This window comes from Marinovum sp. PR37, assembly GCF_028807375.1.
Taxonomy (GTDB): domain Bacteria; phylum Pseudomonadota; class Alphaproteobacteria; order Rhodobacterales; family Rhodobacteraceae; genus Marinovum; species Marinovum algicola.
This window is the reverse complement of the sequence record NZ_JARAML010000004.1, coordinates 24,372-35,823: the sequence shown is the minus strand read 5'-3', so window position 1 is coordinate 35,823 and position 11,452 is coordinate 24,372. Positions and strand designations below refer to the sequence as shown.

The 11,452-nt window shown below is 67.3% G+C and carries 10 protein-coding genes; 1 reads left to right on the top strand and 9 read right to left on the bottom strand.

Features of this window, described 5'->3' with window-relative positions:
• Window positions 1-32: 32 nt before the first annotated feature.
• The 3 genes from PVW49_RS04710 to PVW49_RS04700 form a co-directional block, all read right to left on the bottom strand.
• Window positions 33-1,544, bottom strand: a complete 1,512-nt coding sequence (locus PVW49_RS04710) for a tripartite tricarboxylate transporter permease (protein ID WP_274590009.1) — start codon at window positions 1,542-1,544, stop codon at window positions 33-35.
• 12 nt (window positions 1,545-1,556) lie between these two features.
• A complete protein-coding gene (locus tag PVW49_RS04705) occupies window positions 1,557-2,027 on the bottom strand; it encodes a tripartite tricarboxylate transporter TctB family protein (RefSeq protein ID WP_274590008.1) in 471 nt (156 codons plus the stop codon).
• 73 nt (window positions 2,028-2,100) lie between these two features.
• Window positions 2,101-3,057 carry a tripartite tricarboxylate transporter substrate binding protein gene (locus PVW49_RS04700; protein ID WP_074835149.1) on the bottom strand — a complete coding sequence of 319 codons (957 nt, stop codon included), beginning with the start codon at window positions 3,055-3,057 and terminating at the stop codon, window positions 2,101-2,103.
• A gap of 261 nt (window positions 3,058-3,318) precedes the next feature.
• Between PVW49_RS04700 and PVW49_RS04695 the strand changes: the two genes are divergently transcribed.
• A complete protein-coding gene (locus PVW49_RS04695; RefSeq protein ID WP_244526423.1) occupies window positions 3,319-4,011 on the top strand; it encodes a GntR family transcriptional regulator in 693 nt (230 codons plus the stop codon).
• 20 nt (window positions 4,012-4,031) lie between these two features.
• On the opposite strand, the gene PVW49_RS04690 is transcribed toward PVW49_RS04695, so the two are convergent.
• The 6 genes from PVW49_RS04690 to PVW49_RS04665 all read right to left on the bottom strand — a co-directional run bounded on the left by PVW49_RS04690 (window position 4,032) and on the right by PVW49_RS04665 (window position 11,443).
• A complete protein-coding gene (locus PVW49_RS04690; RefSeq protein ID WP_074835148.1) occupies window positions 4,032-5,792 on the bottom strand; it encodes a sigma-54-dependent Fis family transcriptional regulator in 1,761 nt (586 codons plus the stop codon).
• 96 nt (window positions 5,793-5,888) lie between these two features.
• Window positions 5,889-6,989 (bottom strand): NAD(P)/FAD-dependent oxidoreductase, encoded by a 1,101-nt coding sequence (locus PVW49_RS04685; RefSeq protein WP_048530897.1) that lies wholly within the window; start codon window positions 6,987-6,989, stop codon window positions 5,889-5,891.
• Window positions 6,986-8,011: a histone deacetylase family protein gene (locus tag PVW49_RS04680; protein ID WP_048530900.1), complete on the bottom strand. Its 1,026-nt coding sequence runs from the start codon at window positions 8,009-8,011 to the stop codon at window positions 6,986-6,988. Before PVW49_RS04680 ends, PVW49_RS04685 begins: the two co-directional genes overlap by 4 nt.
• An 88-nt stretch (window positions 8,012-8,099) precedes the next feature.
• Window positions 8,100-9,026, bottom strand: a complete 927-nt coding sequence (locus tag PVW49_RS04675) for a 3-keto-5-aminohexanoate cleavage protein (protein ID WP_274562946.1) — start codon at window positions 9,024-9,026, stop codon at window positions 8,100-8,102.
• A 1-nt stretch (window position 9,027) separates the two neighbouring features.
• Window positions 9,028-10,365 (bottom strand): aminotransferase family protein, encoded by a 1,338-nt coding sequence (locus tag PVW49_RS04670; protein WP_274590007.1) that lies wholly within the window; start codon window positions 10,363-10,365, stop codon window positions 9,028-9,030.
• Between the two features lies 1 nt (window position 10,366).
• Complete coding sequence (locus PVW49_RS04665) at window positions 10,367-11,443, bottom strand: ABC transporter ATP-binding protein (RefSeq protein ID WP_048530906.1); 1,077 nt, start codon at window positions 11,441-11,443, stop codon at window positions 10,367-10,369.
• Between the last annotated feature and the right edge of the window lie 9 nt (window positions 11,444-11,452).

Below are 11,452 nucleotides of genomic sequence, written 5' to 3'. Positions count from 1 at the left end.
TTGCGAGACGCGCCGGCGGCCCGGCGCCCCGTTCATTCGTCGTTGCCGGTCAGAAGGGCGGCCTGGTTGGCACGCCAGGCGCCAAGCGCCTTGGCAATCAGCGGGCCGCAGACCCCGACCACCGAGAGCAGCAGGAAGACCAGCGCGATGGGCTGTTGCAGGATCGCCCAGAGGTTGCCGTCATAGATCAGGTAGCTCTGTTTCAGCGAGGTTTCGATCAGCTCGCCCAGGATCAGCCCCATGACGATGGGTGCGGGGGCAAAGCCGTGGCGGTTGAGAAAGAAGCCGAGGATCGCGAAAAAGACCATGACGCCGACGTCGAACATGCTCTGCTGCAACGAGAAGGCGCCAAGCGCGGCAAGGCAGATCACGCAGGGCCAGAGGATCGTGGTGGGGATCAGGGTGATCCGGCTGAAGAACTTGGCACCGACCATGCCGTAGATCAGGAAGCAGATATTGGCCCCAAGCATGGCACCGAAGATGCCGGCCAGCAGATCGGGCTGTTCGGCAAAGAGCGCGGGGCCCGGCCGCAGCCCGAGGATCAGCATCGCGGTCAGGATGATCGCGGTCGAGCCGCCGCCAGGGATGCCCAGCGCCAGGGTCGGCACCATGGTGCCGCCGGTCGCGGCATTGTTGGCGGCCTCGGGCGCGGCGAGGCCTTCGATCGCGCCCTTGCCGAACTGGTCCTTGTGTTTCGACCAGCGCATTTCCTCGTTATAGGCGATCATCGCCGCGACCTTGCCCCCCTCGGCCGGCAGGATGCCGATGAAGGTGCCGATGCCGGTCGCGCGCAGCACGGTGCGCCAGATCGCCTTGAAGTCCTGCAACGAAGGCAGCTTGGTCACGCCCTCGGCCACCAGCTCGCGTTTGACCTTGGTCTGGGTGGCCTGGCGCAGCAATTCGCCGCCGGCAAAGATGCCGATCATGATCTGCACCACGGCAATGCCTTCGTAAAGGTCGGCCTGACCGAAGGTGAAGCGCTCGATCCCGGTTGTCAGATCGGTGCCCACGGTGGCCAGCAGCAGGCCGAAGGCACCGCCGATGAAGTTCTTGACCATCGAGTTGCCGCTGATCGAGGCCAGCATCGACATGCCGAAAACCGCCAGCGCAAAGAACTCGGCCGGGCCGAAGTGATAGGCGACGCGGGCCAGCAGCGGTGTGGCGACGATCATCACCAGGATGCCGAGAATGCCGCCGATGGCGCTGGAGAAGGTGGCGATGCCCAGCGCCCGGCCGGCCTCGCCTTTCTGGGCCATGGGAAAGCCGTCAAAGGTGGTCATCGCCGCGGCTGGCGTGCCCGGCGTGTTGATCAGGATCGCGGTGATCGAGCCGCCATAGGTGGTGGCGCAATAGACGATGGCACAGAGCGCGATGCCGGTGGTCGGGTCCATGCGGACCACGAAGGGCAGCATCAGCGCAATCAGGATGACCGAGCCCAGGCCCGGCAGCGCGCCGACGATCAGGCCGACCAGCGTGCCGGCGGCGATGATGAAGAGGTTATAGGGGTCCGCAAGGAATTGCAGGACAAGCAGAAAGGGTTCCATCGGGTGCAATCCTCAGGGCAGGGGGACGTTCATGATCAGGCGGAACAGCAGGTAGACAAAGCCCGCGAAGCCGGCAAAGCTGAGCGCCATAAGGCGCCAGCGGCGTTCCCCCCAGAGCAGCGACAGGGCGGGCAGGAACAGCACCAGCGCCGGGAAGGTGCCGATCACCGGCATCAGTGCCACAAAGCCGATCAGCAGCGCCGCGGTCAGCACCACGATCAGCGGGATTGGCCCCTTCGGCTTGAGCATTTCCAGATCCTCGGCCGAGCGCCGCAGCGCGGTGACGGCCTGGATCACGCCGAGGCCGAACATGATCGCCAGGATGGCGCGGGGAAAGACCGTGGGCTGAATGCCCTGGGCGAGGATCGGCGGCACCTTCTTGAAGCTGAAGGTCACCGCAAAGAGGATCACGGCAAAGGCCATGACGACCAGCGCTTCGAAAAGCCGGGTGCGGTCGATGGTGCGGGGGGCGGGGTGTGACATGGGCGTCCTGTATCTTGAGACGGAATGCGAAAGGCGGCCGGCCCGGGGGGAGGCGTCCGGGCCGGCCGAGGCCTCAGCCGCCCATCAGTTCCTTGGCGACGGCCTGATAGCCATCATACATCCTGTCGAACTGTGCGCCGAAGACCTCGCGCCCGGCAATGCTGCGTGCGTCCTGGCCCGACCCGGCGAGATATTCGAGATAGCCCTCGCTGTTCATCGACTGGATCAGCGCCGCTTCCAGTTTGGCGATAACCGGTTCGGGGGTGCCCTTGAGCACGCCGATGCCGCGCACCACCTCGATATCGACCGGCATGCCGACTTCGTGGCCGGTGGGAATGTCGGGCGAATTGGCCGAGCGTTCCGGCGTCAGGATCGCCAGCGCCTCGACCTGGCCGGCCTTGGCCTGGGATTCGAATTCGTCGAAGTTCAGCAGGGCCACGTCGACATTGCCGTTGATCACGTTGATGATGATCTCGCCGGATTTCTCGAACGGCACATAGACCTGGTTCTGCATCTCGAGTGCATTGCGGAAGATCAGGGCGCTGACATGCGGATTGCCGCCGACCTTGGTGCCGGCCTGCTTGACGCTGTTGTTCTGCACATAGTCGATGAACTCCGCCGCATCGGCAAATCGACCGGCTTTCACCACCACGAATTCCGGATCGACGGTGCCGCGCACCAGCGGAATGATGTCGTCCCTGGTTAGATCGACGGTGCCACGCATCATGGTCAGCGCGGTGCCGGCATTGACGATGAACAGGGTCTGCCCGTCGGCCGGTTTGCCGGCGGCGTATTTCAGCGTGTTGGTGGCCACGCCGCCGGTTTTCGACAGGTGCAGGAAGTCGCCGCCGAGGATCTCGCCGGCGCGTTCGGTCGCAAACCGCAGGAAGATGTCCGAGCCGCCGCCCGGCTTGGAATTGTTGATGACCTCGATCGGGCCGTCCGGGAAGCCCTCGGCCAGGGCGGGGGCCGCCGCTGCGGCCAGGGCCAGCCCGGCAAGGGCGCCGGTGATCTGCTTGGAAAGGGGCATGTGTTCCTCCTCTGAACGTGCCGGTGTCTGACGATGACCCCCGCTCCTCCGGGGTTTCGTGCTTGACATGAATCATGGTATACGGTTTTTGGTATACCAAGACAAGACAGAATTTGTGGGCAGCGTTTTGCGGCGGTCGGAGACCCCGGTTATCCTGCGCCACGGTCTGTTGTCTGGAAACGCGAAGCGATAGGCTTGGCCGTGGTGCAGGCAGATGATCTGCGGCAGGACGGCCGGCAGGAGGGTATGGTAGAGATGTCCTTGAAAGACCTGATAGGCGACAATCTGGCCGCCGAGCGGCCCAAGAGCCTGGCCGAGCAATCGGCCGACAAGCTGCGCGAGCTGATCCTGCTCGAACGGCTGCCGGCGGGCCTGTCGCTGAACGAGAGGGAGCTTTCGGCCCTGCTCGGGATCAGCCGCACGCCGGTGCGCGATGCCATCCGGCTGCTCGAGGTCGAGGGGCTGGTGGATTACATCGACGGCCGTCTCAGGGTGGCCGATCCCTCGATGGAGACGCTGTCGCATTGGCTGATGATCCAGGGCGCGCTCGAAGGGCTGGCGGGGGAGCAGGCCTGCGCCCAGGCCACCGAAGCCGAACTGGCGCAGATCGCGGCCCTGCATCGGCAGATGGTCGACATGGCCGAAGGCGAGGACGGGCTTCAACGGTTCCGGCTGGATATGGATTTTCACCGTGCGATCGTACGGGCGGCGCATAATCCGCCGCTGATCGAAACCCACAATCAATACAACACCCGGCTGTGGCGGGCGCGATATGTCTCGTCCCAGCGGCGGGCCAACCGCAAGCAGCAGATGGCCAAGCACCAGGGCATCGTCGATGCCCTGCAACGGCGGGATGCGGCGGCAGCCTCCGCGGCGCTGATCGACCATCTGCGCAATGCCATCGGCAACATCGAAGCCGCCCGCAGCGAAGTGCAGGCGGCCGCCGGCGAGTGAGCGGCGCGGCCCCGGGCGGCTCAGGCCGGTGGTGTCAGGCCGGCCCGGCGCATGCGGCGCAGCACGGTCGAGCGGTTCACCCCCAGCCGGCGGGCCGCCCGGGACATGTTCCAGCCGCAGGCCTCCAGCACTGATTCCAGGCTCTCCTCGGCGACCGGCGCCACGGCTTGCTCGGCCGGCGGCGGCAGATCGGGCAGGTCGATCACCTCGCCATCGCAGAGCGCCACGGCGACATCGAGCAGCCGGCCAAGCTCGTGCAGGTTGCCGGGCCAGACCCGCCCGGTCAGATCGGCCCGCGCGGTCGGTGACAGGCGTTTTTCGCCCTGGGTCCGGCGCCGCAGCAGCCGGTCGAGCAGCCAGCCCAGATCCTGCCGCTTGCGCAGCGGCGGCAGGGCCAGCGTCGCGCCGGTGAGGCGATAGAACAGCGGCGTGTGGAACCGCCCCTGCTGCATCGCCAGCGCCAGATCGGTGCAGCAGGTCGCCACCGGCCGCAACCCGGGGCGTTCGTCGAGCAGGGAGGTCAGCAGCGGCTGCACCGCTGGCGGCAGTTCCTCGACCCGCCGCAGCAGAAGCGTGGCGCGGCAGGGACCGGCGGGCCCCAGCGCGTCGGGCAGGCTCTCCGGGGTCAACGCCGCGCAATCCACCGCGATCAGGCTGCGCCGGGCGCCGCCGGCCACATGGACCGCCCGCGCCAGCCGCATCTTGCCGCTGCCGGTTTCGCCACAGAGCAGCAGCGGCACCTCGGTCGGCGCCAGCCGTTCGGCCTTGGCCAGCAGGCGCTGCATGCCGGGATCGGCGCCGGCCAGCGCATCCAGCGGGCCGCCGCTCTGGCGCAGCCGGCGGGTCAGAGCGCCTGCGGTTCTGGGGGCCTGCGGCGCGATGGCGTGGCCGAACAGCGCGCCGCCGTCGCGCAGGTTGACCACACGATCCTCGGTCGGCCGGTCGCGCATCAGATCGGGCAGGTCGTCGACCGAGAGGTCCAGCAGGGTCTCGAGCCGCTGGCCGAGCAGCGAGCCGCCATCGCCCCGGAACATTTTCTCGGCGCCCCGGGTAAAGCCGATGATCCGCCCCGCTCCGTCCAGCGTCACCGCCGCCTCGGGATCGACATCGAGAAACTCGGGGCTGGCGGAAAAGCGCAGCACCCATTCGCGGCGGCTCTGCGCCATCAGGTTCGCCATCTCGACCCGCCGCGCCGAGGAGGTCACCAGGCTCATCGCCAGGTTCTGGCTCGATTTCGGCGACGGCGATTGCAACAGCGAGATGTCGAGCACCGCAGCCAGTTGCCCGAGGCTGTCATAGACCGGCGCGGCAGTGCAGGAGAGTGCGGTATGGGCATTTCCGAAATGGTCGTCCTGATGGATCGTCACCGGCTCGCCGGTCACGATGCAGGCGCCGGCGGCGCTGGTGCCGGCCAGATCCTCGGACCAGTTCGCCCCCATGAACAAGCCGGCGCCGCGCAGATCATCCTCGAAATCGGGATCGCCAAAGAAATCGACGCAAACGCCTTTGGCGTCGGTCAGCAGCACGGTGTAATTCTGCCGCGCCACCTGTCGGAACAGGCTTTGCAGGCCGGAACGGGCCGAGGCGATCATCCGCTCGGCCTGCATGCGATGCTCGCGCAGCTCGGTTTCGGTGACGATATGCGCCGGATCGGCACGGGCCGGATCGAGGCCATGGACTTCGACGCAGCGTTTCCACGAGTCCGCGACCTGGCTGTCGCGCCCGGTGGCGCCGCCTTCGAGAACGCGCTCGATTTCCTCGACGTGATGGCGTGCGATCATGTCTTCCGTTCGGTTTGGCTGGCGACATGCTACGCCGGATCGCCGCAAAAGGCGATGCGCCAAAAGTCGGAGCCGTGCCGGACGGGCCTCTGCTGCTCAGGCCGCGAAACGGCCCGGCGCCAGCGCGGCGATCACGGCATCGGCCAGTTGCGGCGCGGTGCCTGCGACCAGATCGGCGGTCAGCCGCGACAGCGCCGGCGCGGTCTGCACGCCATAGCCGCCCTGGCCGGCCAGCCAGAAAAACCCCTCGCACTCGGGGTCATGGCCAACCACCGGCGTGCGATCGGGCGCAAAGCTGCGCAGCCCGGCCCAGCTGTGTTCGACCCGGGTGACCGAAATGCTGACCGCCTGTTCGAACCGGTACAGCCCTTCGGCCAGCACCATGTCATCGGCCCAGGCGTCATGCGGCTCGACCGGGTCTTCGTCGGCCGGGCTGACCATCAGCTTGCCGGCCTCGGGCTTGGCATACCAGCGTTCGGAGGCCGAGACGAACAGCGGCCAGGCGCGCAGGTCATACCCCTCGGGCGCCGGCAGGATCGCGGCCGAGCGGCGCAACGGGTGCAGCGGGATCGGCGTGGCGCCGGCCATCCGGGCAACCGCCGCCGACCAGGCGCCGGCGGCATTGACCAGCAGCGGCGCCTGATAGCTCCGGCCGCCGGCGGTCACCTGCCAGAGTCCGGCGTCGCGGCGGATTGCCGTGACCGGGGCATCGGTTTCGACCCGGCTGCCGCGCTGTTTCAGCAGCCGGGCATAGCCCGACAGCATGCGGTCGACATCGATATCCTGGGCGTCGCGCTCGATGGCGGCGCCGGCGATGATCTCGGGGCGCAGGATCGGTACCAGCTCGACCGCCTGCGCGGGGCTCAGCCGCTCCAACCCCTCGGCGCCGCTGCAATAGGCCTCGAGCGCGTCCAGTTCGTCTTCGGTCGCCACCATCATCTCGCCGCGCGGCGACAGCAGGCTGCGCTCCGAGACCCCCTCGGGCGCTTCGAGAAACCCGGCGGCGGCGGCATTGAGCGCGCGCAGGGTGGCATTGCCGTAGTTGCGGATGAAGATCGCCGCCGAGCGGCCGGTGGCGTGATAGCCGATCTGCCGCTCGGCCTCGAGCACGCAGACCGAGCGATCGGCGGCAAGCTCGGCACCGGCGCCAATGCCGGCGATGCCACCGCCGATGATGAGAACATCCGCCCGGGTCACGATGCCTCCTGAAACCCGGTCAGGGTTCGCGTCAGATTGGCCCCGAGCGTGTCGGACAGATAGCCGCCCTCCTGCACGAAGAGCACCGGCAAGCCGGTGGCGGCGATTGCTGCGCCGATCCTGGCAAAGCCGTCCTGGGTCACCGCCAGCCCCTGGAACGGATCGTCGATCGAGGCGTCGAGGCCAAGCGCCACCACCAGCGCCTCGGTGCCGAAGTTGCGCACCCGTTGCAATGCGGTGGTCAGCGCCTCGAGAAAGCCGTCGTCGTTGGTGCCGCGCGGCAGTGGCAGGTTGAGATTGCAGCCAAGGCCCCGACCGGCGCCGCGCTCCTGGGCATGGCCCCAGAAAAACGGGTAGAACCGCGCCGGATCGGCGTGGATCGATACCGTGAGCACGTCGTCGCGCTCGTAGAACATGCCTTGTGTGCCATTGCCGTGATGCACGTCGACATCGAGGATCGCCGGGCGCAGCCCGGCGGCGCGCAGCCGTTCGGCGGCAATGCCTGAATTGTTGAGAAAGCAGAACCCGCCGGCAAGATCGGCAAAGGCGTGATGGCCCGGCGGACGCGACAGCGCATAGGCGGCCTGCGCGCCCGCGCGCAGCAGATCGGCGCCGGTGACGGCGCTCTGGGCCGACCAATAGGCCGCGTCCCATGTGCCTTGCGAGATCGGGCAGGCGGTGTCGGCCTGGTGATACCCGGCCTGACCGACGGCGGATTTCGGATAGCTGTCGCACCGGTTGGCCGGGTGGATGTTGGGGATCACCTCTTCGCCGGCACCTTCGATCCGGCGCCAGCGGGTGTGGATGGTTTCCAGAAAGGTCAGATATTCCGGCGTATGCACTGCCGCAATCGGGCCGAGACCGGCATCGGCGGGCGCCTGAAAGTCACAGCCGGCCTCTTCGGCGGCGGATTTCAGCACCTCGATCCGGCGGGGCTGTTCCGGGTTTGGCCGGATCGCGCCATTGGCCATGAAATGCTTGGGGTCGTGGTGCCATTGGCGGGGGTCGAAGATGGCCTTCATCGTATCTGCTCCTTGGCCTTTGGGGCGGCCTCTTGCGGGGGCGCTTCATGCGGGGCCGCGTCTCTGGCCGGTTTTGGTGTCACTGCCATCAAATCGCCGTCCTGTCAGCGCCCTTGAGGCCCAGCATCTGCCGGGCGTCACCGGGGCTGGCCACCTCGCGGCCCAGCGCTTCGACGATCCGGCGGATCTTGTCGACCTGTGCCGCATTGCCGGGCGCCAATTGCCCGCGCGCGATCATCAGGTTGTCTTCCAGCCCGACGCGCACATGCCCGCCCATGGCGGCGGCCATGGTCGCCATCGGCAGCTGGTGCCGCCCGGCGGCCAGCACCGAGAACATGTAACTGTCGCCGAACAGCTTGTCGGCGATGGTCTTCATGTGGGTCAGGTTCTCGGGGTCGGGGCCGATGCCGCCGAGGACGCCAAAGACGAACTGGATGAAGAACGGCGGCGCAACTAGCTCGCGATCGGCGAAATGCCGCAGCATGTAGAGATGGCCGACGTCGTAACATTCGAATTCGAACCGCGCGCCGCGCTCCTGGCCCAATTGGCGCAGGATGCCGGCGATGTCGCGCGGGGTGTTCTTGAACACCAGATCGTCAGAGGTTTCGAGGAACGGTTTTTCCCAGTCGTGTTGCCACTCCGTGACGCGCTCCGCCGCCGGGTAGAGGGCAAAGTTCATCGATCCCATGTTGAGGCTGCACATTTCGGGCTCGGCCCGGATCGGCGCCGCCAGCCGTTCGTCCAGTGTCATCGTGGCGCTGCCGCCGGTGGTGATGTTGAGCACCGCGCCGCTGGCCTGTTTGATCCGCGGCAGGAAAGCCATGAAATGCGCCGGATCGGACGAGGGGCGGCCGGTTTCGGGATCGCGGGCGTGCAGGTGCAGGATCGCCGCGCCGGCCTCGGCGGCCGCGATCGACTGGCGGGCGATCTCTTCTGCCGTCACCGGCAGATGCGGCGACATCGACGGCGTGTGGATCGATCCGGTGATGGCGCAGGTGATGAGGATCCTGGACATCTCACTGCGCCTCCATCGCCGGGGCGATCTCTTGCGTGAGCTGGGCAAGCGCCCCATCCAGACCGTCGATCAGCTCGTCGATATGGCCACCGTTCAGGATCAGCGGCGGGCAGACAAGCACGTGATCGCCCTCGAGCCCGTCACGGGTCCGGCGCGAGTAGACGATCAGGCCGCGGTCGTAGGCGATGTCGACAAAGCGTTGATGGGCGTTCAGATGTTTCGGCAGGGGGGCCTTGGTGGCGCGGTCCGACATGAATTCGAAGGCGGTGAGCAGGCCCTTGCCGCGCACGTCGCCGATGATCTCGTGGTGCTGCATCAGCCCGCCAAGCCGCGCCAACAGGATTTCGCCCATGGCGGCGGCATTGGCGCAGAGGTCCTGCCGGTCGATCTCCTCCATCACCGCCAGCCCGGCGGCGCAGGACAGCGGATTTCCGGCATAGGTGAAGCCATGGGCAAAGCCGCCGGCATCCAGCACCGGCTCGACCAGACGCCGATCGGCCACCATCGCCCCGAGCGGCGCATAGCCCGAGCCCAGCCCCTTGGACATGACCAAGATATCCGGCCGCAGGCCCCAGTGATCGCCGCCGAGAAAGGCGCCGGTGCGCCCGGCGCCGGTCATCACCTCGTCGGCGATCAGCAGCACCCCGAAGCGGTCGCAGATCGCCCGTACCCGCTCGAGATAGCCCGGCGGCGGCACCAGCGCCCCGGTCGAGGCGCCGCCGATCGGTTCGAGGATGAAGCCCAGCACGCTTTCCGGCCCCTCGGCCTCGATCCGGGCCTCGAGCATGTCGGCATAATGCTGCCCGGTCTCGCGGGCGGTCGGGTCGAGCCCGTCGAGATAGGCGCGCGGCGCCGGGATCATCGGCATCTGTTGCATCATCGGCGCGAAGGGCTCGGTCAGCGGCGCATAGCCGGTGACCGCCAGCGCGCCCAGGGTACAGCCGTGATAGGAGGGGCGGCGCGAGATCACCTTCCAGCGCCGCGGCGCGCCCCGGGCAAGCGCATGTTGCCGCGCCAGTTTCAGCGCGCTTTCCACCGCCTCGGAGCCGCCCGAGACAAAGAACACCCGGTCCAGCCCCTCGGGCATCTTGCCGGCCAGCCGGCGGGCCAGTGTCTCGGAGGCTTCGGTTTCGAAATGCAGGCGGTAGCCGAAGGTCGATTTCTCCATCTGCCGCCGCATCGCGGCCAGCACGTTCTCGTTGGAATGGCCGATGTTGCAGACCATGGCACCGGAAGAGCCATCAAGGTAGCGGCGGCCGTTCTTGTCCCACATATAGACGCCGCGCGCCTGGTCCAGCACCGGCTTGCGGCCGCGGCCCTGGTAGAAGAGATTGCTCATGTCATGCCCCCGGCAGCCCGGCGCAGTCCCTCGGGCGGAAGGCGGCGGTGACCTGGGTGCCTTTGGCAAAGGGGTGGCCGTCGATCATGTTGATCGCCTGCAACTGCCGGTCGCCGGCGCGGATGAAATAGCGCACGGTCTGGCCCTGGTAATCCACGGTTTCCACCACGGCCGGGGCGGTCACCATGCCTGGCGCCTCGGCATCCTCGGCCAGCAACAGAAGCTTTTCTGCGCGCAGCACCAGCTTGGCCGGGCCGGGGCGCACCTCGGGGGCCTTGTCGACCGGCACCGGCACGGCGCCAAAGACCGGCACGTCGAGCTGCACGGCATCGCGCCCGGTGTCGGTGCAACGGCTTTCGAGGATGTTGGAGGCGCCGAGGAAATTGGCGACGAACTCGCTGGCCGGGCGGTTGTAGACCTCTTCCGGGGTGCCGACCTGTTCGACCCGTCCGGCGCTCATCACGACAATCCGGTCGGACATCGCCAGAGCCTCGGACTGGTCATGGGTGACAAACACCGTGGTCACGCCGATCTTGTCCTGGATGCGCTTGAGCTCGACGCGCATGTCCTCGCGCAGGTTGGCATCAAGCGCCGAGAGCGGCTCGTCGAGCAACAGCACATCAGGTTCGATGACGATGGCGCGGGCCAGGGCAATGCGCTGCTGCTGGCCGCCGGAAAGTTCGCGCGGATAGCGCCCGCCGACATCCGGCAGCTGCACCAGATCGAGCGCCGCCTGCACCCGGCCGGCGATCTCGGATTTCGGCACATCGCGGTATTTCAGGCCAAAGGCGACGTTGTCGGCCACGCTCTTGTGCGGAAAGAGCGCATAGTTCTGGAACACGATCCCGAGGTTGCGCTTGTGGATCGGCACGTCATTCACCCGCCGCCCGCCAATCAGGATCTCGCCTTCGGTCGGATCGAGCAATCCGGCGATCATCCGCAGATTGGTGGTCTTGCCACAGCCCGACGGGCCCAGAAGCGTCAGGAAGGTGCCTTCGGGGATCTCGAGGCTGGTGGAGTGTACGGCGGTAAAGCTGCCGAACCGCTTGACGATATTGTCGAGGACGACGGAACTCACGGGGAATGT

Excerpts from the sequence above, each read along its gene's own strand:
- PVW49_RS04710 (WP_274590009.1), bottom strand. The coding sequence starts at position 1,544 with ATGGAACCCTTTCTGCTTGTCCTGCAATTCCTTGCGGACCCCTATAAC.
- PVW49_RS04705 (WP_274590008.1), bottom strand. The coding sequence starts at position 2,027 with ATGTCACACCCCGCCCCCCGCACCATCGACCGCACCCGGCTTTTCGAA.
- PVW49_RS04700 (WP_074835149.1), bottom strand. The coding sequence starts at position 3,057 with ATGCCCCTTTCCAAGCAGATCACCGGCGCCCTTGCCGGGCTGGCCCTG.
- PVW49_RS04690 (WP_074835148.1), bottom strand. The coding sequence starts at position 5,792 with ATGATCGCACGCCATCACGTCGAGGAAATCGAGCGCGTTCTCGAAGGC.
- PVW49_RS04680 (WP_048530900.1), bottom strand. The coding sequence starts at position 8,011 with ATGAAGGCCATCTTCGACCCCCGCCAATGGCACCACGACCCCAAGCAT.
- PVW49_RS04675 (WP_274562946.1), bottom strand. The coding sequence starts at position 9,026 with ATGTCCAGGATCCTCATCACCTGCGCCATCACCGGATCGATCCACACG.
- PVW49_RS04670 (WP_274590007.1), bottom strand. The coding sequence starts at position 10,365 with ATGAGCAATCTCTTCTACCAGGGCCGCGGCCGCAAGCCGGTGCTGGAC.